Source organism: Streptomyces sp. NPDC006259 (assembly GCF_042870975.1).
In the GTDB taxonomy this organism is placed as follows: domain Bacteria; phylum Actinomycetota; class Actinomycetes; order Streptomycetales; family Streptomycetaceae; genus Streptomyces.
In genome coordinates this window covers 531,412-552,671 of the sequence record NZ_JBIAHY010000003.1, presented here as the reverse complement: position 1 = coordinate 552,671, position 21,260 = coordinate 531,412, and the positions used below count along the sequence as shown (strand labels likewise).

Below are 21,260 nucleotides of genomic sequence, written 5' to 3'. Positions count from 1 at the left end.
ACCCTGCCCGGCGCCACCTTCCGGGTTCAGGGCGTCCGGCCACGGCGTCATGAAGATCCTCACGGGGTCATGAGGATCTTCACTGCTCCGTCCCGCTTCTGCTGGAACACCTCGTACGCCTTCGGGGCCTCGGACAGCGGGACGCGGTGGGTGGCGAAGTCGTCGACGCCGAGCGGGTCCTCGTCGGTGAGGTAGGGCATGATGTCGTCGCTCCAGCGGCGCACGTTGGCCTGGCCCATCCGGATCTGGAGCTGCTTGTCGAACATGGTGAGCATCGGCAGCGGGTCGGCCATGCCGCCGTAGACGCCGACGAGGGAGAGCGTGCCGCCGCGGCGCACGAGTTCGATGGCGGTGTGCAGGGCGGCGAGCCGGTCGACGCTGAAGCGTTCGGCGAGGGGGCCGCTGAGCTTGCGCGGCAGCAGGGCGGACGCGTTCTGGATCATGCGGGCGGCGGCGCTGCCGTGCGCCTCGGTGCCAACGGCGTCGATGACGGCGTCCGGGCCGCGGCCGTCGGTCTGGTCGCGGATCGCGTCGACCAGTTCCTTCTCGCTGTCGAAGTTCCTGAGGTCGTACGTCTCGACGCCCCTGGCCTGGGCCCGGCGCAGCCGGTCGCCGACCAGATCGACGCCGAACACCCGCCCGGCGCCGCGGAGCCGGGCCACCCGGCAGGCCATGTCGCCGATGGGGCCGAGGCCGAGCACGGCGACGCTGCCGCCCTGGGGGATGTCGGCGTACTCGACCGCCTGCCAGGCGGTGGGCAGGACGTCGGAGAGGTAGACGAAGCGGTCGTCGGGCGGACCCTGCGGCACCTTGATGGGGCCGTACTGGGCCTGCGGGACGCGCAGGTACTCGGCCTGGCCGCCGGGCACCGCGCCGTACAGGCGGGTGTAGCCGAACAGGGCGGCGCCCATGCCCTCGGCGGTGACCTGGGTGGTCTCGCACTGGGTGGGGAGGGAGTCCAGGCACATCCAGCAGTTGCCGCAGGCGATCTGGAAGGGCACGACGACCCGGTCGCCGACGCTGAGGTCGGGGACGCCGGCGCCGACCTCCTCGACGATGCCCATGGGTTCGTGGCCGAGGATGTCGCCCGGTGTCATGAACGGGGTGAGCACCTCGTAGAGGTGCAGGTCGGAGCCGCACAGTCCGGTGGATGTCACGCGGATGACGGCGTCCGTCGGTTCCTGGATCTTCGGGTCGGGCACGGTCTCCACCCGTACGTCCCGCTTTCCCTGCCAGGTCACTGCCTTCATCGTGACGTGCTCCCTCCACCGAGTTCGGGGCCCGCCGTTGCCGTTGCCGGGTCCCGGGGTGCGGGCCGGGTACCCGGGGGTCCCGGTTCCGAATCGCGCACGCCCGCTCCCGCCGGGCTACCCCGGCACGAGCGGGTGGGGCCGATCGGCCCAGTCTCCGCGAACGATCAGGATCGATCGGGTATGGCCGGCCGCAAGCGGACAAGCGCACAATCGGGGTACGGAACGGGGTGGCGATGGTGGACATGGCGACGGTGGCCGGCACGACCGGCCCGATCCACGGCAGGCGGCTGCCGCCCCTGGAGCGACCGTGGCCGGAGCGAAGACGGCCGGGCCGACGGTGGCCGGGGCGACGGTGGCCGGGGCGACGGGGCACCCACCCCGGGCGCGGCCCGGCGACCGGGGCGGTGCTGGCCGCGGCGCTCGCGCTGTCCCTCGCGGCGGGCTGCACGAGCGGCTCAGGCCCGGCCGACGACGGTCGCGGCACCGACCGGCCGCCGAGCAGCACGGGCACGAGCGCGGCCCCTCACGGCCAGGTCCTGGTCGTGAAGATCGACAACGCCCCCGCGGCCCGGCCGCAGACCGGCCTGGAAGCCGCGGACATCGTCTACGTGGAGCAGGTCGAGGGCGGCCTGAGCCGGCTGATGGCGGTGTACGCGACGCGGTTGCCGAAGACCGTCGGGCCGGTGCGCAGCGCCCGCGAGTCCGACCTGGAGCTGTTGCGCCAGTTCGACCGGCCGGCGCTGGCCTTCTCCGGCGCGCAGGGCAGGCTGCTGCCGCTGATCGACAAGGAGCCGCTGGAGGCCGTCACCCCGGAGGGCACGGAAGGGGCCTACTACCGCGGCACCGACAAGGCGTCCCCGCACAACCTCTACCTGCGCCCCGGCCGGGTGCTGCCGGCCGCGCCCGGTGAGGCCGCGCTGACCACGGGCTTCCGCCACGGCCCCGCACCGCAGGGGGGCACCCCCGTCGCCTCCCGCACCGTGCGCTATCCCTCGGCCCGCTTCGCCTTCACCTGGTCCGGGGAGCGGCGGCGCTGGGAGGTCACGACGGACGGCACGCCGACGGTGACCGCCGACGGACGGCGGCTCGCGCCGGCGACGGTGGTCGTGCAGTACGTGAACGTGCGCACGTCCCGGTACCACGACTCGCTCGGCAACCACACGCCGTACACGGAGACGGTCGGTTCGGGGACGGCCGTGGTGCTGCGCGACGGGCGCTCCCACGACGTGCGGTGGCAGCGTCCGCGGGCGGCGGACGGCACTGCGTTCACGACGCGGGACGGCGAGCCGGTCGCCTTCGCCGAGGGCCAGGTGTGGGTGGTCCTCGCGCAGGCGTCGTGACGCAGCGATCCTCGTTCGGGACCTCGGAGCAGGGAGCCTAGGTACGCGCGCCCCGGTCGGCCAGGGGTTCCGCCGGGTTGCGCAGTTCCTCCGCCGCGTCCGCCACCCGCCGGATCAGATCGAAGAAGACCGTCTGCTCCGCGGCGGACAGCGGGGCGAGGAAGACCTGGCTCATCCGGGCCGTACGCACGGCGAGCCTGCGGTGGGCGCGTACGCCGTCGTCGGTCAGGCGCAGCAGGAACCGGCGGCCGTCCTGCGGATCGCGGACCTTGTCGAGGAGTTCGCGCCGGATCAGCCGGCTGATCACCTCGGCGACGGTGGAGCGGTCCAGCCCCACCCGCTCCCCCACGGTGCGCTGGTCGAGACCCGGCTCGGCGACCAGGGCGTTCAGGACGGCGAACTGCGGCGAGGTGATCTCCTCGGAGACCATCGCGTTCCACAGCAGGTAGTGCGCCTGCTGGAGCCGCCGGGCGAGGTGCCCGGGATGGGTGTCGAGGTCCACCGCAGCCATGCGTGCTCCCGAAGTCGGATCGTATGTGCACGGAACGATACCTGGACGGAAGGCCGCTGTCTGCCTTCGTTCGACCGTGAGCGACCTCGGCCTTCTCCCGGGTCTTGACGACCTGGCTCGTCGGTGGCAGCGTGAGGACACCTCGACAAAATAGTCAGTGCCCTGATTAATTGAGGCGGGGGCGCACGGAGAGAGATGGGGCTGCACGCATGGACAAGGTGGTCGCCACGGCCGAGGAGGCGGTGGCCGACGTGCCGGACGGCGCGTCGCTGGCAGTGGGCGGTTTCGGGCTGAGCGGCGTACCGGGCGTCCTCATCCAGGCCCTGTACGAGCGGGGCGTCACCGGGGTGTCGGTGGTCTCCAACAACTGCGGGGCGATGGAGTCGGGGCTCGCCGTCCTGCTGGCCGCCGGGCGGATCGCCCGGGTGACCGGTTCCTACATCGGGGCGAACAAGGAGTTCGCACGCCAGTACCTGTCCGGGGAGCTGGAGGTCGAGATGATCCCCCAGGGCACGCTCGCCGAGCGCCTGCGGGCCGGCGGGGCCGGCATTCCCGCCTTCTACACCCCGGCCGGGGTGGGCACCCAGGTCGCCGAGGGCGGACTGCCGTGGCGCTACGACGGCCGGGGCGGGGTGGCGCTCGCCTCGCCGCCGAAGGAGGTGCGCGAGTTCGACGGCACCGAGTACGTGCTGGAGCACGCCATCCGCACCGACTACGCGCTGGTCAGGGCGGCGAAGGGGGACCGGCACGGCAACCTCGTCTTCCACCGGTCCGCCCGCAACTTCAACCCGCTCGCGGCGATGGCGGGGCGGATCACGATCGCCGAGGTCGAGGAGCTGGTCGAGCCCGGCGGGATCGACCCGGACGCCGTGCACCTGCCGGGCGTGTTCGTGCAGCGGGTGGTGGCCCTGACGGCCGGGCAGGCCGCCGACAAGAAGATCGAGAAGCGGACCGTCTCGGCGCCCGCGCCGAAGGAACGGGTGAACGGCTGATGGCCTGGACACGCGAGCAGATGGCGGCCCGCGCCGCGCGCGAGCTGAGGGACGGGCAGTACGTCAATCTCGGCATCGGCCTGCCGACCCTGATCCCCAACCACCTCCCCGCCGACGTCGAGGTGGTCCTGGAGAGCGAGAACGGCATTCTGGGCACCGGCCCCTACCCCACCGAGGACCAGGTCGATCCCGATCTGATCAACGCCGGCAAGGAGACTGTCACGGTCCTGCCGGGCGCCTCCTTCTTCGACTCGGCGCTCTCCTTCGGCATGATCCGCGGCGGCCACATCGATGTCGCCGTGCTCGGCGCCATGCAGGTGTCCGAGAGGGGCGACCTCGCCAACTGGGCGATCCCCGGCAAGATGATCACCGGCATCGGCGGGGCGATGGACCTGGTCCACGGCGCCCGTACCGTCATCGTCGTGATGGCGCACACCGCGAAGGACGGCAGCCCGAAGATCCTCGCCGAGTGCGCGCTGCCCCTGACCGGCAGGGCCTGCGTGAACCGGATCATCACCGACCTCGGCGTCCTCGACGTCACCGAGGACGGCCTGGTGCTCGTCGAGACCGCGCCCGGCGTGGGCGTGGCCGAGATCGTCGCGAAGACCGACGCCGAGGTCGGCGTCCCGGAGGGGATCCAGCCGTGAGAAGCGTGTACATCGTCGACGCGGTCCGCACCCCGGTCGGCCGCTACAACGGCGGCCTGGCCTCGTTGCGCCCGGACGACCTCGCCGCCCACGCGATCCGCGAACTCCTGGCGCGTACCCCCGCGCTGGACCCGTCCCGGATCGAGGACGTGTACTTCGGCAACGCCAACGGCGCCGGCGAGGACAACCGCAACGTGGGCCGGATGGCCGCGCTGCTCGCGGGCCTGCCGACCTCCGTGCCGGGCGTGACCGTCAACCGGCTGTGCGCCTCCGGCCTGGAGGCGGTGATCCAGGCCGCCCGCGCGATCGCCGTCGGGGACGCCTCGATCGCGGTGGCCGGCGGGGTCGAGTCGATGACCCGCGCGCCGTACGTCCTGCCCAAGAGCGACGGGCCGTTCCCGGCGGGCCACGCGGAGCTGTACTCGACCACGCTGGGCTGGCGGATGGTCAACCCGCGGATGGAACCGCGGTGGACCGTCCCGCTCGGCGAGAGCGCGGAGCTGATCGCCGACAAGCACGGGATCAGCCGCGTGCGGCAGGACGAGTTCGCGCTGGACAGCCACCGCAAGGCGGCGCGAGCCCGGGAGCAGGGCCTGTTCGACCCCGAACTGGTCTCCGTCACGATCCCCCGCCGCAAGGGCGACCCGCTGGTCCTCGCGGCCGACGAGTCGGTACGGCCGGACGCCTCCCTGGAGGCGATGGCCAAGCTCAGGCCGTCGTTCCGGACGGAGGGCGGCACCGTCACCGCCGGGAACGCGTCGCCGCTGAACGACGGCGCCGCGGCCCTGCTCCTCGTCGACGAGGAGGGTCTCCGGGCCGTCGGCCGTGAACCCCTCGCCCGGGTGAGCGCCACCGGTGTGTCGGCCCTCGACCCGCAGTACTTCGGACTCGCTCCCGTCGAGGCGGTCAACCGGGCCCTCGCCAAGGCGGGAAAGGGCTTCGACGACCTGTCCGTGCTCGAACTGAACGAGGCCTTCGCCGCCCAGGTGCTGGGCTGCGTGGCCGAGTGGCCCGAGTTCGACCCGGCGATCCTCAACCCGCAGGGCGGCGCCATCGCCCTCGGCCACCCACTGGGCGCCTCCGGCGCCCGCCTCGCCGGCACCGTCGCCCACCAGCTCGCCCGCCGCGGCTCGGGCATCGGTGTCGCCACCCTCTGCATCGGCGTGGGCCAAGGCCTCGCCCTCGTCCTCGAACGTCAGTGACCCCGGGACCCCTCATGACTCTCACGCAAGCCGACATCGACCAGGAGATCGCGGCGGAGCGCGCCGCCTACCGGAAGCGGGTCGCGGACGGCGCGCCCGTCGAGCACCATCCGCGCCGCGACTACGCGCCCTACCGCTCCTCCACCCTGCGCCATCCGCGGCAGCCGCCGGTCCGGATCGACGTCGGCAAGGACCCGGAGCTGGTGGAGCTGGCCTCGCCCGCCTTCGGGGAGCGGGACATCACCGAGATCGACAACGACCTGACCCGGCATCACCGCGGTGAGCCGATCGGCGAGCGCATCACCGTCTCCGGCCGGCTCCTCGACCGCTCCGGACGGCCGGTCCGCGGCCAGCTGGTGGAGATCTGGCAGGCCAACTCGGCGGGCCGGTACGCCCACCAGCGCGAGCAGCACGACGCGCCGCTGGACCCGAACTTCACCGGCGTGGGCCGCACGCTCAGCGACGACGACGGCTTCTACCGCTTCACCACCGTCCAGCCGGGGCCGTATCCGTGGCGCAACCACGTCAACGCCTGGCGGCCCGCGCACATCCACTTCTCGCTGTTCGGTTCGGCGTTCACCCAGCGGCTGGTGACCCAGATGTACTTCCCGAACGACCCGCTGTTCGCCCACGACCCGATCCTGCAGTCGGTGACGGACGACGCGGCCCGGCAGCGACTGGTCGCCACCTACGACCACAGTCTGTCCGTGCCGGAGTTCTCGCTCGGCTACCACTGGGACATCGTGCTGGACGGCCCGAACGCCACCTGGATCGAAGAAGGACGCTGACCCGCCATGACGAAGATCGACACCAGCAGCCCGGAGAGCGTGCTGCCCACCCCGTCGCACACGGTCGGCCCCTTCTACGGCTACGCGCTGCCCTTCCCCGGCGGCGGCGACATCGCGCCCGTCGGCCACCCCGACACGATCACCGTCCAGGGCCACGTGTACGACGGTGAGGGCAGGCCGCTGCCGGACGCCTTCGTCGAGCTGTGGGGCCCCGACCCGGACGGCCGGGTCCCGGCCGTCGACGGCTCGATCCGGCGGGACCCCGCGACCGGCGGCTATCTGGGACGCAACGGCGTGGAGTTCACCGGCTGGGGCCGCATCCAGACCGACGCCAACGGCCACTGGTACGCGCGCACCCTGCGACCCGGCGCGCGCGGCCGTAGCGCCCCCTACCTGAGTGTGTGCGTGTTCGCGCGGGGCCTGCTCGTCCATCTCTTCACCCGGATCTACCTCCCGCGGGACACCGCCGCGCACGCCACGGACCCGCTGCTGGCCGGCCTCGACCCGGCGCGCCGCGGCACGCTGATCGCGGCGGACGACGGCGGGGGCGCCTACCGTTTCGACATCCGCCTTCAGGGCGACGGCGAGACGGTCTTCCTGGAGTTCCAGTGACAGCTGATCAGTCGCACGCCGGTCTGCTCGCCCCCGGGTGGACCGGCTCCCCTGCCGCCTCCGCGACGAGCGACACCGCCTACCTGCGGGCGCTGCTCGACGCGGAGGCCGCGCTGACCCGTGCCCAGGCCGCGCTCGGACTGGCCCCCGAAGCGGCCGCGGCGGCCGTGACCGAGGCCACCGCGGGCACCTTCGACCTACGGTCGCTCGCCGAGCGCGCGAGGCGCGGCGGGAACCCGGTGATCCCGCTGGTCGCGGACCTCACCGAAGCGGTCGGCGCGGAGCACGGGCCCTACGTCCACCGGGGCGCGACCAGCCAGGACATCATGGACACGGCGACGATGCTGGTCGCGGTGCGGACACTGGAGCCGGTCCTCGCCGACCTCGACCGTGCGCAGCGGGCCTTGGCGCGGCTGGCCGCCGAGCACCGCGACACGCCCATGCCGGGCCGGACCCTCACCCAGCACGCCGTACCGACGACGTTCGGACTGAAGGCCGCCGGGTGGCGGTCGCTGGTCCTGGACGCGCGGGACCGGATCTCGGGCGTACGGGACTCGCTGCCCGCCCAACTCGGCGGTGCGGCCGGGACGCTGGCGGCCTTCACGGCGTACGGCGCCGAGGACCCGACCGCGCTGCCCGCCGCGTACGCGCGTGAACTGGGGCTGCGCGCGCCGCTGCTGCCCTGGCACACCCTGCGCACTCCGATCGCCGACCTGGCCGGATGCCTGGCCTTCGCGGCGGGGGCGCTGGGAAAGACGGCGGCCGACGTGCTCACCCTCTCCCGCACCGAGGTCGGCGAGGTCGCGGAGGGCGGTGGCGGTGGCTCCTCGGCGATGCCGCACAAGGCGAATCCGGTGCGGTCCACGCTGATCACGGCCGCCGCCCTGCGGGCCCCGCAGCTCGCGGCGACGCTGTACGGCACGCTGGTCGCGCGGGACGAGCGGCCGGCCGGGGCCTGGCACGCCGAGTGGGAGCCGCTGCGGGATCTGCTGCGGCTGGTCGGCGGGGCCGCCCGGGACGCGGCGGAACTGACCGAGGACCTGCGGGTGCGGGCGGACGTCATGCGCGGGAACCTCGGGCTCACCCACGGGCTGATCGTCTCCGAGCGGCTCTCCGCCGAACTGTCGGCGGTGCTCGGCCGGGCCCGCGCCAAGGAGCTGCTGACCCGGCTGGCTCCCCGCACCTTCGCCGAGGGCCGCCCGCTGGGCGAACTGCTCGCCTCGGAACCGGCGTTGAAGGGCGTCGACCTGGACGACCTCCTCGACCCCGCCCACTACACCGGCTCCGCCGGAGCCCTCACCGACCGTGCGCTGGAGCGACGTTGACCGAGAAGCTGCTCAACCACCGTGCCGAGGGTTCGGCCTCCGCTCCCCCGCTGCTCCTCGGGCCCTCCCTCGGCACCTCCTACGCCCTGTGGGACGAGGTCGCGCCCGAACTGTCCAGCACGCACCGGGTGATCCGCTGGGACCTGCCCGGACACGGCGGCTCGGCCGCCGACCTCATCGGTCCCGGCGCCACCGTCGCCGACCTCGCCGATCTGGTGCTGGCGCTCGCCGACTCCCTCGGCCTGGCCCGGTTCGCCTACGCGGGCGTCTCCCTGGGCGGGGCGGTCGGACTCCATCTGGCACTGCACCGTCCCGAGCGGGTGTCGTCGCTGGCGGTGGTCTGTTCGTCCGCCCACTTCGGCGGCGCCGGGCCGTGGCGGGAACGGGCCGCGCTGGTACGGCGCGAGGGACTCGCCTCGCTCGCCGACGGCGCGAACGCGCGCTGGTTCAGCGGCGGGTTCACCGTGCCGCGCCTGGTCGCCGACCACCGCCGCGCCGACCCGGCGGGCTACGCGGCCTGCTGCGACGCGCTGGCCGCGTTCGACCTGCGCGAGAGGCTCGCGGAGATCGCCGTACCCACGCTGCTGGTCGCCGGCCGGGAGGACCCGGCGACGCCGCCGGCGCATCTGCGGGAGATCGCGGACGCGGTGCCGGGCGCCACGCTCGTGGAGATCCCGGGCGCCTCGCACCTGGCCCCCGCGCAGTGTCCGCGAGCCGTGCTGACCGCGCTGCGTGCCCACTTCGGCAGCGGAACCGCCGGGCCGGGCATGCGGGTACGGCGGGAGGTGCTGGGCGACGCGCACGTGGAGCGGGCGCAGGCCCGGCAGACGCCGTTCACCGCCCGCTTCCAGGACTTCATCTCCCGCTACGCCTGGGGCGAGATCTGGACCGACCCGACGCTCAGCCGTCGCGAGCGCAGCATGATCACCCTCACCGCGCTGGTCGCCCACGGCCACTACGACGAGCTGGCCATGCACGTCCGGGCGGCCCGGCACAACGGACTCACCCCGGAGGAGATCGGCGCGGTCCTGCTCCAGACGGCCGTCTACTGCGGCGTACCGGCGGCGAACTCGGCCTTCGCGACGGCCCAGCGGGTGCTGGCGGAGGAGGAGACCACCGAGTGACGTCACCGGGGCCCACCACCCGCACCGGGGTCCTGGCCCCCGGTCACCGGCGTGGCCGGTCGCCTCGGGGCCGCACGGGCGCCTCTACCGGTGTTTCTGTCCGGGTACCAGGCCGACCGCCGGGGCGCCCAGGGTGTCCAGGGCGGTCTGTGCCTGGGCGACGAGGCCGTCGGCGTGACAGGTGCGGGCCAGGGTGAGGCCGCGGTGGAGTTCGGAGGCCGAGCGGGAGGCGATGCCGTACTCCACGCGGGCCGCGGCGTGTTCGTACTGGCAGGGCGAGGCCTCCAGGTAGGTGACCGCCTGGGCGGCGAGACGGACCGCGCGCTGGCCGGTCTCCAGGGCGGCGGCGCAGCGCAGGGCCTCGCCGATGGCGGTGTCCGTGCCGAAGCGTTCGGCCTGGCGTCGGGCGTCGGAGGCCAGCCGGGCGGCCCGGGCCGGGTCCTCGGTGGCCAGGGCCCTGGCCAGATCGGCGGCCCAGGGAACCATCACCGGGTTGAGGTGGCCGCGGACGGCCGCCGCCTTCTCGGCCTCCTCCAGTTCGTTGATGCCGTCCTGGGTGCGGCCGACCGCCAGCAGCAGCCGGCCGCGCACCGAGCGGGGGTCGGGCAGCACGATCGTGGACGGGTAGGGCGGGGCGAAGCCGTACTGCTCGGCGATGTCCCAGGCCTCCTGGACATGACCGCGGGCGAGCAGCGTGTCGACGAGGTTGCAGACGGCCGACCAGTACAGCGGCAGGCCGCGGCCGACGCGTTCGGCGATGCGCAGTGACTCCCGCAGGGACTCCTCGGCCTCCCTCAGCCGGCCCCGGCGGCGCAGGCCGAGTCCGAGGTAGGCATGGGCCAGGGCGAGGTGGCCGCCGCTCCAGCCGGCGGTGACGTAGGCGCGCAGGGCTTCGTTGAAGAGGGCCTCGGCCCGGTCGAGGCGGTCGGTGTAGGCGTACGAGCTGGCCAGCATCATCAGCAGTTCCAGGCCCCACTCGGGGTCGGTCCAGCCGAGGCCGGGCGCGAGGCGGCCGTTGACCAGGGCGCGGTCGCACAGTTCGACGACGACTTCCGCGTTCTCGCCGTGGGTCATGGCGTCGAAGCCGCGCAGGATGAGCAGGGCGCGCTCGGCGTTGTCCCGGCCGGTGCAGGTGGCGGCGAGCCTGCTGAGCTTCTCGGAGCGGCCGGGCGAGGTGGTCTCGCCCGCGTGGATGCCCTCCCACATGAACTGCACGGCCTGGAGCCGCATCCGGGCCGGCCCGGTGGTCTGCCGGGCGGCCTCCGCCTCCACGGTGCGGACGGCCTCCTCCAGCTGGTCGTTGTGCGTGAGGGCCTGGGAGAGGCAGTAGACGGCGTCGACCCGCTCGGCGTTGTCGAGGCCGGGCATGGCCAGGGCGGTCCGCAGGTGCTCGATGGTCCGGGCGGGTGAGGTCAGGAGGGTGGCGCAGCCCAGTTCGTAGAGGACGTGCGGGTGCACGTCGGGCGCGGGCGGCTCCCTGAGGGCGCGTTCCAGGCAGCGGCGGGCCGCGTCCGGGGCGCCGACGGCGAGGTGTTCGCGGGCGGCCTCGCGCAGTTGCTCGACGAGTTCCTCGTCGTCGTCGGCGTGGACCTGGAGCAGATGCCGGGAGGCGGCCGCGAGACCCTTGCCGGTGTCGATGACGACCTCGGCGGCGATGCCGTGCATCGCCTTGCGCAGGCCCTCGGGGATGGAGTCGTAGACGGCGGTGGCGATCAGCGGGTGGACGAACTCCAGGGCGACGTCGTCGGCGGGGACGGTCGCCGCGTCGGGTGCGGTGAGGATGCGGGCGGTGCGCAGCAGTTCGGCGCAGCGCACCGCGACCTCGTGACGCATGCCGGCGAGCCGGGCCGCCTGGTCGACGGTGATCTCGGCGCCGAGGATCGCGGCCGCCATGGCGAACCGGGTGGCGTCGACGCCCAGTTGTTCGAGGCGGGTGACGAGGCCGCCGCCGCGTGCCGAGCGGTTCAGCGGGCGCAGTTCGGTGGCGGAGGACTCGCCGGGGGCCAGCGCCCGGTCCTGGACCTTGGCGAGGAGTTCGACGGTGTCGTAGGGGTTTCCGCCGGTGACGGCCCAGACCTCGCGGCAGAACGGGTCGTCGGCGTGCGCGCCGAGGGTGGCGCGGGTGAGGCCGGCGACCGCCTCCGGGGTCAGGGCGCTGAGGCTGGTGACGGACTGTCCGGCCGCGGCGGCGATCGTGTCGAGGTGCTGGGCGCTGTCGCCCTTGACCTCGGTGGTCCTGCGGGCCACGACGACCAGCACGGACAGGTCGTCGAGACGCTCCACGAAGGCGGCGAGCCAGCGCAGGGTCTCCTGGTCGGCCCAGTGGGCGTCGTCCACCAGCAGGACGAGCGGCCAGTCCCGCCTGGCCAGCCGGGTCACGGCGGCGACGAGGCCGTCGCACACGCCCTGGGGGTCGGCATTGCTCTCACCCGGTTCGGCGATACCGAGGGCGGGGCCGGCGATGTCGTACCAGTCACCGAGGTACTCGCGGGCCTCCTCCGGGTGCAGCGACAGCAGCGCGGGCTGGAGCAACTGCCGTACCACGTTGAAGGGGACGGACCTGAGGGTCTCGCCGCCGCGGGCCGACCACACCGTGCAGCCACGGGCCTCGGCGATACGCCGTGTCTCGGCCAGCAGTGCCGTCTTGCCTATCCCCGCGTCGCCGCGCAGCAGATGCACCTGGCCCGACGTGGACCCGTCGGCGCAGAGCCTGTCCACCACCCGCTCGATGGCGGCCACTTCCTCGTCGCGCTCCCACAGGGAGGCCGAGGCGGCCGCCGCCGGCCGTACCTCCGTCATCCCGCTACCTCCCCAAGTCGCCCGAACGACGTACCAGACCTCGAGCGTAGCCGTCCGGAGGTCCGCGCGGAGGGTGGTCCGCCCAGCTGTTGCCCCGGCGGGTGACGGGCGGTGGCCCGCGCGGCCCCGCGGGCCTGCGGAGGAAGCCCCCGGACGTCAACGAGAGGGGACCGACGACGAATTGACGTCGGTTTCCCGCCAGCGGGGCACGGGGTGCCACGACGGTTCCCCGAACAAGGGGCCATCCCTCTCATACGACTTTCACCGATGCCTCATACGGTGGGGGCATGACGCAGGTGACTCCCCCCGGGTGGTATCCCGACCCCGGGCAGACAAGTGACGCCCCGCCCACCGAACGCTGGTGGGACGGCGGGGCATGGACGGACCGGACCCGTCCCGCGGGCTCGGCCGCCGCGTGGGGTGCTCCGGCGCAGGCCCCGACGGTCGGCGCGTTCCCGGCATATCCGGCGTTTCCTTCCGCGCCGCCCACCGGCTCGCGGCGTGGGCTGCGCACCGGAACGGCCGTCGCGGTGGCCGTGGCGGTCCTGGCCAGCATCGGGGTCGGCGTGTACGCGCTGACCAGGGACGGCGGCGGTTCGGACACGACCGGTACGGCGCAGGGGCCCGGCGGCCGGGGCGGTCCGGGTGGTTCCGGCGGCCAGGACCCCTTCGGCGACTCGGGCGGTTCGGGCGGTTCGGGCGGCGCCTCGCCGTCCCCCAAGGGGTCGGAGGCGCCGAAGATCGAGAGCGGCGCGGTGACCGACGCGCTCAACGGCATCAGCATCCCGATCCCCGACGGCTGGAGCGGGCAGGAGCTGAGCGTGGGCGCACAGATCACGTCCGAGTCCTCCTACCCGTGCCCCGGCGACACGTCGAAGACCTGCACCAAGGGCGGCGTGTACTCGGCTCCGGCCCAGGTGCCCGGCGCCACCGCGGAGGCGGTCGCCAAGGCGGACATCGAGGCCAACGCCGAGGAGTCCTACGGCGGCACCACGTACGGCGAGATCACCTCCCACCAGGTGCTCGCCTCGAAGGCGGTGACGGTGGCCGGGCAGAAGGGCTACCTGGTGCGCTGGAAGGCGGTCACGAGCAAGGGCGCCGACGGCTACGTCGAGTCCCTGGCCTTCCCCGCGCCCGCGGACAGCAAGCGGATGGTGGTCCTGCGCTTCGGCGTCGACGCCGACCAGAAGGTGTCCGTCATCGACGAGATGACCAAGGGCATCAAGGTGGCGACGGGGGGCGGCAGCGGCCAGGGCGTGTGAGCGGGGCCGGGCAGGGCGCGTGAGCGGCGGCGGCGAAGGCCGTGCGCGGTAACGGCCAGGGCGTGTGAGCGGAGCCGGGCAGGGCGCGTGAGCGGCAGCGGCGAAGGCCGTGCGCGGTAACGGCCAGGGCGCGTGGGCGGTAGCGGCCAGGTCGGATTCGGCGTCGGCCGGTCTCCGCCCGTCCGGCCGGTCCGCATCAGCCCCGCGGACCCGCGGTTCGGACCGCTCGCAGCCGGTCCGAGTCGGCCCCGTGCGAGCCCCGTGGCGCCGGAACACAGGCGGCCGGGTGGGGCTCCCCTCCGCTCAAGGGGAACCCCACCCGGCCGGGGGTGCGCGCCGCCCCCGTCCCCACGGTGCGGCGCGAGCAGGTCACCGTCCGGTCATCCCGCGGACGGCGGCCTGGGTCTTTCCGGTCCGAGGCCGAGTGCCGGCAGCACGGCGGCCTCCACGAAGCGCAGCAGGTAGTCCTCGTCGGCGTACTCCCCGTCCACCACCGGACGGGCCCGGACGACGCCGAACATCTGGGCCGGGACGTACTCCAGCGCCGGGTGGCCGGCCGCGACCTCGCCGCGCTCGACGCCCCGGCGCAGGATCTCCCGCAAAGCGGCGATCTCGGGTTCGACGATCGCCTCACGCAACGCGCACGACAGCTCCGCGTCCTGGGTGACGGCGTGCCCCAGGGCCTGGAGCAGCTTGGTGTCGGTCATGGACCACCGAGCGGCTCCCCGCGCGGCCTCGCGCAGGTCGTCGGCGAGTGATCCGGTGTCGATCCCGTCGAGTCGCGATCGGCGGCGGGACCGCAGAGCGGCCACCACGAACTGCGGCTTGGTCTTCCACTGCCGGTACAGCGTCGACTTGCTGCACCGGGTGCTGGTGGCGACGCCCTCCATCGTGACGGCCTCGTACCCGCACTCGCGGATCTGCTCCAGGACGGCGTCGAAGAACTCCTGCTCGCGCTCGGGCGTGAGCTTGGAGCGGCGCGAGGCGGCGACCGACTCCGGTCCGTCCGCGGCCTGCGACGTCATCGGCCCTTCTCCTCACTGCTGTCCGGCGGGCCCTTCGCACGGGCCCGATCCCAGTGTGTCGTATGTCAATCGATACGCCAGTGTACCGGTACCCGAACGTATCGGTACACTGGCGTATCGGTACGATGTCGTATCGATGGTGCATGCAGGGGTCACGGCCCCGCACGCACACACCAGCACCAACCACGCACGTGCATCAGCACACGCACCACGTCAGCGAAGGGGCCGGGGGATGAATGCCCGCACCGAGCCTGAACAAGCGGAACCGGCCACACCGGTACGGCCGCCGATAGTCCGGGAGCTGCTGCTCGTCGCCGGACTGTTCCTCGTCTACAAGTTCGGCCGACAGCTGGCCACCGGCCACACCGCCGAGGCCTTCCGCAACGCGCACCGCGTGTGGGACGCGGAGCGGTGGCTCCGGCTGCCGGACGAGGACACGGTGCAGTCCCTTCTGCTGCACGGCGACGGACTGGTCCACCTCGCGAACACCTACTACGCGACCGTCCACTTCCCCGCCACCGCGGCCTTCCTGGTCTGGCTCTACCTGCGCCGCCCCGCGCACTACGTCTGGGCCCGCCGGGTGCTGGCCGCCGTCACGGCCGCCGCCCTGGTGGTCCACCTCACGTTCCCCCTCGCGCCGCCCCGGATGCTCTCGGCCACGGGGCTGATCGACACCGCGCGGGTGTACGGGCCGTCGGTGTACGGGCCCCCGCAGACCGACACCCTGTCGAACCAGTTCGCGGCGATGCCCTCGCTGCACTTCGGCTGGGCCCTCATGGTCGCCGTCGGACTGATCGCCGCCACCCGGTCGCGCGGGCGGTGGCTGTGGCTGCTGCACCCGCTGTTCACCCTGGCGGTGATCGTGGGCACGGCGAACCACTACTGGCTCGACGCGCTCGTCGCCGCGGCGCTGCTCGGCGTCGCCCTCGCGGTCGTCCACCCGCCGCGGCGCACGGTGACGACGGCCGGACGCGAGACGCCCGCGCTCGTACCGGCCGAGGAGAAGGTGCTCGTGGGGGCCGGCCGATGAACGCCGCCCTCGTCGCCGTCGTCCTGTCGCTGTTCTCCGCGGTCGCCTACGCCGCCGCGGCCGTCGCCCAGGAGCGGCTGGCCTCCCGCTCCGCCGGCACCGGACTCGTACGGTTGCTGGGCAGCGGGGCCTGGTGGGCCTCGGTGGGTCTCAACGCCGGGGCCGCCATGCTGCACGTCGTGGCCCTCAAGTACGGTCCGCTGACCGTGGTGCAGCCGCTCGGCGCGCTCACCCTGGTCGCGGCGGTGCCGCTGGGCGCGCGCATCGCCGGACGCCGGGTCGGAGCGGCCGAGTGGCGGGGCACCGCCCTGACCCTGCTCGGGCTGGCCGCGATCCTGGTCACCGCGTCCGGTCCGGCCCCCGACGACGTGCTGAGCGGATCCGAGGCGGTCGCCGTGGCGGGGGTGACGGCGGCGCTGATCGGGCTGCTGGCCCGGCCCGGCACCCGGCCCGGCCTGCGGCACGCGAGCGCTTCCGGATTCGCCTCCGGGGTGGCCTCCGCGCTCACCCAGACGGTGACGGTGGCCGCGACCGACCGGTCCGGTCCGCTGTTCAGCGTGCAGGTCGTCGGGGTGGCGCTGCTGGTGGCCGCCCTCGCCACGGGCGGGCTGCTGCTGTCCCAGACCGCCTACCGGGGCGGACTGGGCGCCCCCCTGGCGGTGGTGACGCTGGCGAACCCGATGGCCGCCGCGGTGATCGGCCTCACGCTGCTGGGCGAACGGCTCCAGGGCGGGGTGGCGGGCGTGCTCCTCGCGGCCGCCGGGGCCGGACTCTCCGCGTGGGGCGTGATGCTGCTGACCCGGGCGACGCCGCAGCCCGCCGCACCACCCACCGCGCACTCCAGCGGGGCCCCCACGGCGGTCCTCGGCTCCGGGTACGGACCGGCGTTCGGCTCGCGGTACGACGACGGGCACGCCGTAGGCCACGGCGACGGGCACGACGAACATCCGGTGGCCGCGGTGCTGGCGCTCAAGCCGGAAACGGCCTCCGCCGAACCCGCGCTGCTGCCCCGGCCGACCACCGGGCCGGGGCACCTGACGGCGTGGTGACCGGCGTCAGCCGAGGCCGCGGGAGTCCTGCTTCAGGGCCGTGTCGACCGTGAGGGCGGTGGCGACGACCAGGCTCAGCAGGGGTTCCGGCAGCTGGTAGTGGATCTGAAGGACGTAGTTGTCCGCGGTGGTGAAGAGGGTCTTGGCGAGACCTTCCCAGGTCTTGGTGATCCGGGCGACCTCGTTGTCCGCGTGGTCGACGATCGCGAAGTTCCAGGCCCGCCAGTTCTCCGCCCTGATCGCGCCGACCTGCCGGCCGTCCGCGTTGATGGCGAAGTTGATCTTCCCGAAGACGTTCTGCTGGACGATCTCGCCGACCGGCTGCCCGTCGGGACGCGTCACGACCACACGGGACTTGAGGAACTTGCGCGGGCGGGTCAGCAGCAGGACCGGCTGACCGTGGGCGTCGCGGATCTCCAGCCGGTGGGTCAGGAACTGGTCGACGCTGGCGACGAAGCGCAGGATCTTCCTCAGCGCGCTCTGCCCGACCTGCACGACCGAGCCGAGCTGATTGCCCTGCTGGTCCATGACCTTGTACTCGTTGGTCAACTCGATCAGCTTGGCCTTCTGGTTGACCACCAGTACCGGCTCGCTGAACAGCGTGCCGCCGCCGGGGCCGCCCGCCGCGACCCCCGCCTGCTGCTGCACCTGGCGCTGCACACGGGGGTCGGGTCCGGCGGCCGGCTGCGCGGGCGTCTGCGGCGGGAAGGGCTGCGCCGGTACCGACTGCTGGGCCGGTACGTGCTGCTGGGCCGGTGCGTGCTGCTGGGCCGGTGCGTGCTGCTGCGGCGGCGTCTGCGGCAGGCCCTGCGGCTGCTGCTCGGCGTGGGTGTGCTCGGTCCACTGGGACCCGTCCCAGTACCGCAGGGTCCGGTCGGCCCCGTGCGGGTCGGGGTACCAACCTGAAGGTGTGTTCGAATGCGTGGTCACCGGGGCACACTACCCCGAGCCCACCAGGACCTGACCAGCCCCCACGACGCGGTGTTCACCGCGCTTCCGCCCTGCCGGCACGCTCATTCCGTGAGGATGGCCGGGTCGCTCACGCCGGGGCGCCCGTTCTCGACGTGCCCCGCGAACCGCCGCTGGAACGACGGGTCCGCGACGGAGGTGACGGTGAGGTCGTACCAGCGGCGGCCGGCCCTCAGGTCGACGGTGCGCTTGAGGACGGCGCCCGCCCGGACCCGTACGGTCGTGGTGCGGTCGCGGTAGCCGTCGGCCACCTCCAACTCCACGGTGGCGGAGGTCCGGTTGGTGAAGGTCAGCTCCACGTCGTCGCCCACGTGCCGGGCGACGACCTCGGGACCCGCGGTCCTCCCCGGCCCCTTGAAGACGCGCAGGAAGCCGTTCGGCCCGTGCACGGTGAGGTCGTGGGAGCCACCCGGGTCCGCCGGGTCCCAGGTGTCGGAGATCTTCTTGCCGGCCTCGGTGGTGTACGTCCAGGGCCCGTCGGCACGGTTCGCGGAGGTGACCAGGAAGGCGGCGCCGGCCTTGGCGCCGGAGGCGAAGGTGAGGGTGAGCCTACCGGTGGCCGGGTCGGCCGAACCGTCCACGCAGGGCGCGTACGTGAGAGGGCGGGCGGGCCGCAGTCCGCGCTCCTGCCGGGGCAGGGCGCCCTCGGCGGGCGGGGTGGGCCGGTAGTCGGGGTGGCGCTCACGGTCGCGCGGCTCGTACCCGTCGGTGTCGGGCAGCGCGACCGGCCGGGTGTCCTTGCGGGTGAAGTCGAAGGCCGTGGTCAGGTCGCCGCAGACGGCCCGCCGCCAGGGGGAGATGTTCGGCTCGCGCACCCCGAAGCGGCGCTCCATGAAACGGATGACCGAGGTGTGGTCGAGGGTCTCGGAGCAGACGTAACCGCCCTTGCTCCAGGGCGAGACGACGAGCATCGGCACCCGCGGGCCCAGGCCGTACGGACCGGCGACGCGGTCGCCGGCGCCCGGGTACAGGTCCAGGGTGACGTCGACGGTGGACCTGCCCCGCTCCTCGGAGGCCGGCGGCAGCGGCGGCACCAGGTGGTCGAAGAAGCCGTCGTTCTCGTCGTAGGTGATGAACAGCGCCGTCCTCGCCCACACCGCCGGGTCGGAGGTCAGCGCGTCCAGCACCTGGGCGATGTACCAGGCACCGTAGTTGGAGGGCCAGTTGGAGTGCTCCGAGAAGGCCTCGGGGGCGGCGATCCAGGAGATCTGCGGCAGCTTGCCGGTCTTCACGTCGGCGCGCAGTCGGTCGAAGTAGCCGTCGCCGTTCTTGACGTCCGTGCCGGTGCGGGCCTTGTCGTACAGCGGGTCGCCGGGGGCGGCCTCGCGGTACCTGTTGAAGTAGAGCAGCGAGTTGTCGCCGTAGTTGCCGCGGTAGGCGTCCTGGATCCAGCCCCAGGAGCCCCGCGCGTCGAGGCCGTCGCCGATGTCCTGGTAGATCTTCCAGGAGACGCCGGCCTTCTCCAGCCGCTCGGGGTACGTCGTCCAGTCGTAGCCCGCCTCGTCGTTGCCCATGACGGGGCCGCCGCCCCGGCCGTCGTTGCCCGTGTGACCCGTCCAGAGGTAGTAGCGGTTCGGGTCGGTCGAGCCGATGAACGAGCAGTGGTAGGCGTCGCAGACCGTGAACCGGTCGGCGAGCGCGTAGTGGAAGGGAATGTCCTCCCGGGTGAGGTACGCCATCGTCGTCGTGCCCTTGGCGGGCACCCACTTGTCGTACCTGCCGCCGTTGTAGGCCGCCTGGCCGTCGGGCCAGCTGTGCGGGAGGCCTTCGAGGAACTGCATGCCGAGGTCGTCGGCGGTCGGGTGGAAGGGCAGGAGGTCCCTGGTGCCGTCCGACTGGTGCCAGACCGACCTGCCGTTCGCGAGCGTCACCGGGTGCGGGTCGCCGAAGCCGCGTACGCCCCTCAGCTTGCCGAAGTAGTGGTCGAAGGAACGGTTCTCCTGCATCAGGACGACGATGTGCTCGACGTCCTCGATCGTCCCGGTGCGGTGGTGGGCCGGCAGGGCCGCGGCCCGCTCGATGCTGCTCGACAGCGCGCTGAACGCCGTGGTGGCACCCGCGATCTGGAGGAATCTGCGCCGGTTGACTTCGGACATGGGTGAAGGACCTCTCGTGCGGGGCGCGTTCGACGGCCCGTCGTTCGCTGGGGGAATGCGCGAGGAGTGTTCCAAGAGCACACAACGAGAGGGAAGGCACGGATGGCGCCCACGTGAAGGTCGCCGGTACGGGGGGTGCGGGGTGGGGCGGCGGTTCGGGGGCTGGGGTTGGGGGCTGCCGTTCGAGGCGTTGCACGGGAGCCGTGGCTCAGGAGCTGCGGTTCGAGAGCTGTGGCTCGGGAGCCGTCGCTCGGGTGCTGCCGTTCGAGGGCCGTGGTTCGGGGGTCGGCCGGTGGGGTCGGTCATGCTCGCTCACGCGGCGGAGCCGCACATCGCGGGACGGCTCCGCGGCCCCACACCCCGTCACGGGTGTGGTCGGCGACCCCCTGACATCGACATCGACACAGGTCCGTCGCGGTGCCGAGGCCGGGCGGGCTGTCGGCGTACCGCGCCCTCGTGGACGTACGCGACGCGGCGGGGCGCTGCCCCGTCGTTCACGGCACCCGGCCCGCGACCCACCGCGCTCGGGCCTGACGTTCGCCGCGCCCGGCGACGAGCGCGGCCTGTCGGTGCGGGGAGGGGCGGGCCCCGTCGAGGGCGCGGCAGCCGTCACAGCACCTCGTCGCCGTACATCTCCCCGAGCGGATCGGCGATGAGTTCGACGCGGGCGCCGTCGGGGTCGCGGAAGTAGACGGACACCCCGCTGTGCACCACGTGCTCCACGCCCGCCTTCGTGAGGTTGTCGACGAGGTGTGTCCACCGCTCCGGCTCGACCGAGATCGCCACGTGGTGCAGCCCGCCCAGGACCTCCGCGTAGGGGCCCACGTCGAGGCCCGGGAAGTCGAAGAAGGCGAGCAGGTTGCGGTTCCCGATGTCGAAGAAGAAGTGCGAGGAACCGGGGTAGTCCCGGTTCTCGATCAGTTCGGTCAGCGGGAACTCCAGGACGTCCTGGTAGAAACGGATCGTCCGCTCGACGTCGCCGCTGATCAGCGCGGTGTGGTGCAGCCCACGGGCGGACGACGGGGGCCGCTCCCCACCGGGCCGCAGATGCCGCTCCCGCAACCGGCCCCGCTCCGCCTCGATGGCCGCGTGGTTCGGCTGCTCGTTCCGCCGGTTGTCACTCATGGTTCTCCTCGGTCGTCGACCTCCGGTCCGCACACGCAGGAACACCACGCGCGGGGACATCACGTGCAACCACATCATTGAGCCGTCAAGCGTCGTCAGGGGGTCGACAGG

Annotated in this window: 18 protein-coding genes; 11 read left to right on the top strand and 7 right to left on the bottom strand. The window is 73.3% G+C overall.

The window, feature by feature from the left end:
* Nucleotides 1–59 precede the first annotated feature (59 nt).
* Nucleotides 60–1,250, bottom strand: a complete 1,191-nt coding sequence (locus ACFYO5_RS13830) for a zinc-dependent alcohol dehydrogenase (protein ID WP_388708162.1) — start codon at nt 1,248–1,250, stop codon at nt 60–62.
* 236 nt (nt 1,251–1,486) lie between these two features.
* Between ACFYO5_RS13830 and ACFYO5_RS13825 the strand changes: the two genes are divergently transcribed.
* On the top strand, nt 1,487–2,593 hold the full coding sequence (locus tag ACFYO5_RS13825; RefSeq protein WP_388708159.1) for a DUF3048 domain-containing protein: 1,107 nt from the start codon (nt 1,487–1,489) through the stop codon (nt 2,591–2,593).
* Between the two features lie 37 nt (nt 2,594–2,630).
* Here ACFYO5_RS13825 and ACFYO5_RS13820 read toward each other — a convergent pair whose 3' ends face one another.
* The gene (locus tag ACFYO5_RS13820; RefSeq protein ID WP_388708157.1) at nt 2,631–3,104 is read right to left on the bottom strand and encodes a MarR family winged helix-turn-helix transcriptional regulator; all 474 of its coding nucleotides are present in this window, start codon (nt 3,102–3,104) and stop codon (nt 2,631–2,633) included.
* 209 nt (nt 3,105–3,313) lie between these two features.
* On the opposite strand from ACFYO5_RS13820, the gene ACFYO5_RS13815 reads away from it, so the two are divergent.
* Genes ACFYO5_RS13815 through pcaD form a run of 7 tightly spaced genes read left to right on the top strand, consistent with a single transcriptional unit; the run spans nt 3,314 to nt 9,794 of the window.
* Entirely contained in the window at nt 3,314–4,096 is a 783-nt protein-coding gene (locus tag ACFYO5_RS13815; protein ID WP_388708154.1) for a CoA transferase subunit A, read from the top strand.
* Entirely contained in the window at nt 4,096–4,743 is a 648-nt protein-coding gene (locus ACFYO5_RS13810) for a CoA transferase subunit B (RefSeq protein WP_388708152.1), read from the top strand. The genes ACFYO5_RS13815 and ACFYO5_RS13810 overlap by 1 nt, the downstream gene beginning before the upstream one ends.
* Entirely contained in the window at nt 4,740–5,945 is a 1,206-nt protein-coding gene (locus tag ACFYO5_RS13805) for a thiolase family protein (RefSeq protein WP_388708150.1), read from the top strand. Before ACFYO5_RS13810 ends, ACFYO5_RS13805 begins: the two co-directional genes overlap by 4 nt.
* A 14-nt stretch (nt 5,946–5,959) precedes the next feature.
* Nucleotides 5,960–6,733, top strand: a complete 774-nt coding sequence (gene pcaH / locus ACFYO5_RS13800; protein ID WP_356569596.1) for a protocatechuate 3,4-dioxygenase subunit beta — start codon at nt 5,960–5,962, stop codon at nt 6,731–6,733.
* Nucleotides 6,734–6,739: 6 nt separating this feature from the next.
* Nucleotides 6,740–7,345, top strand: coding sequence for a protocatechuate 3,4-dioxygenase subunit alpha (gene pcaG, locus ACFYO5_RS13795; protein WP_388708147.1), 606 nt, complete (start codon nt 6,740–6,742; stop codon nt 7,343–7,345).
* Nucleotides 7,342–8,670, top strand: a complete 1,329-nt coding sequence (pcaB, locus tag ACFYO5_RS13790; RefSeq protein ID WP_388708145.1) for a 3-carboxy-cis,cis-muconate cycloisomerase — start codon at nt 7,342–7,344, stop codon at nt 8,668–8,670. Before pcaG ends, pcaB begins: the two co-directional genes overlap by 4 nt.
* Nucleotides 8,667–9,794: a 3-oxoadipate enol-lactonase gene (pcaD, locus tag ACFYO5_RS13785; protein ID WP_388708142.1), complete on the top strand. Its 1,128-nt coding sequence runs from the start codon at nt 8,667–8,669 to the stop codon at nt 9,792–9,794. Before pcaB ends, pcaD begins: the two co-directional genes overlap by 4 nt.
* 84 nt (nt 9,795–9,878) lie before the next feature.
* Here pcaD and ACFYO5_RS13780 read toward each other — a convergent pair whose 3' ends face one another.
* A complete protein-coding gene (locus tag ACFYO5_RS13780; protein ID WP_388708139.1) occupies nt 9,879–12,593 on the bottom strand; it encodes an ATP-binding protein in 2,715 nt (904 codons plus the stop codon).
* 287 nt (nt 12,594–12,880) lie between these two features.
* On the opposite strand from ACFYO5_RS13780, the gene ACFYO5_RS13775 reads away from it, so the two are divergent.
* Complete coding sequence (locus tag ACFYO5_RS13775) at nt 12,881–13,855, top strand: DUF2510 domain-containing protein (protein WP_388708137.1); 975 nt, start codon at nt 12,881–12,883, stop codon at nt 13,853–13,855.
* Nucleotides 13,856–14,235: 380 nt separating this feature from the next.
* Here ACFYO5_RS13775 and ACFYO5_RS13770 read toward each other — a convergent pair whose 3' ends face one another.
* Complete coding sequence (locus tag ACFYO5_RS13770) at nt 14,236–14,880, bottom strand: TetR/AcrR family transcriptional regulator C-terminal ligand-binding domain-containing protein (protein ID WP_388708135.1); 645 nt, start codon at nt 14,878–14,880, stop codon at nt 14,236–14,238.
* A gap of 232 nt (nt 14,881–15,112) precedes the next feature.
* Here ACFYO5_RS13770 and ACFYO5_RS13765 point away from each other — a divergent pair, with 232 nt between their 5' ends.
* Nucleotides 15,113–15,910 carry a phosphatase PAP2 family protein gene (locus ACFYO5_RS13765; protein ID WP_356569610.1) on the top strand — a complete coding sequence of 266 codons (798 nt, stop codon included), beginning with the start codon at nt 15,113–15,115 and terminating at the stop codon, nt 15,908–15,910.
* Entirely contained in the window at nt 15,907–16,959 is a 1,053-nt protein-coding gene (locus ACFYO5_RS13760) for a hypothetical protein (protein ID WP_388708132.1), read from the top strand. Before ACFYO5_RS13765 ends, ACFYO5_RS13760 begins: the two co-directional genes overlap by 4 nt.
* A gap of 6 nt (nt 16,960–16,965) precedes the next feature.
* Here ACFYO5_RS13760 and ACFYO5_RS13755 read toward each other — a convergent pair whose 3' ends face one another.
* From ACFYO5_RS13755 to ACFYO5_RS13745, 3 genes are all read right to left on the bottom strand, one after another.
* Nucleotides 16,966–17,889 carry a phospholipid scramblase-related protein gene (locus tag ACFYO5_RS13755; RefSeq protein WP_388708130.1) on the bottom strand — a complete coding sequence of 308 codons (924 nt, stop codon included), beginning with the start codon at nt 17,887–17,889 and terminating at the stop codon, nt 16,966–16,968.
* An 83-nt stretch (nt 17,890–17,972) separates the two neighbouring features.
* A complete protein-coding gene (locus ACFYO5_RS13750) occupies nt 17,973–20,024 on the bottom strand; it encodes a phosphocholine-specific phospholipase C (protein ID WP_388708128.1) in 2,052 nt (683 codons plus the stop codon).
* Between the two features lie 609 nt (nt 20,025–20,633).
* Nucleotides 20,634–21,149 carry a VOC family protein gene (locus ACFYO5_RS13745; protein WP_388708125.1) on the bottom strand — a complete coding sequence of 172 codons (516 nt, stop codon included), beginning with the start codon at nt 21,147–21,149 and terminating at the stop codon, nt 20,634–20,636.
* Nucleotides 21,150–21,260 lie beyond the last annotated feature (111 nt).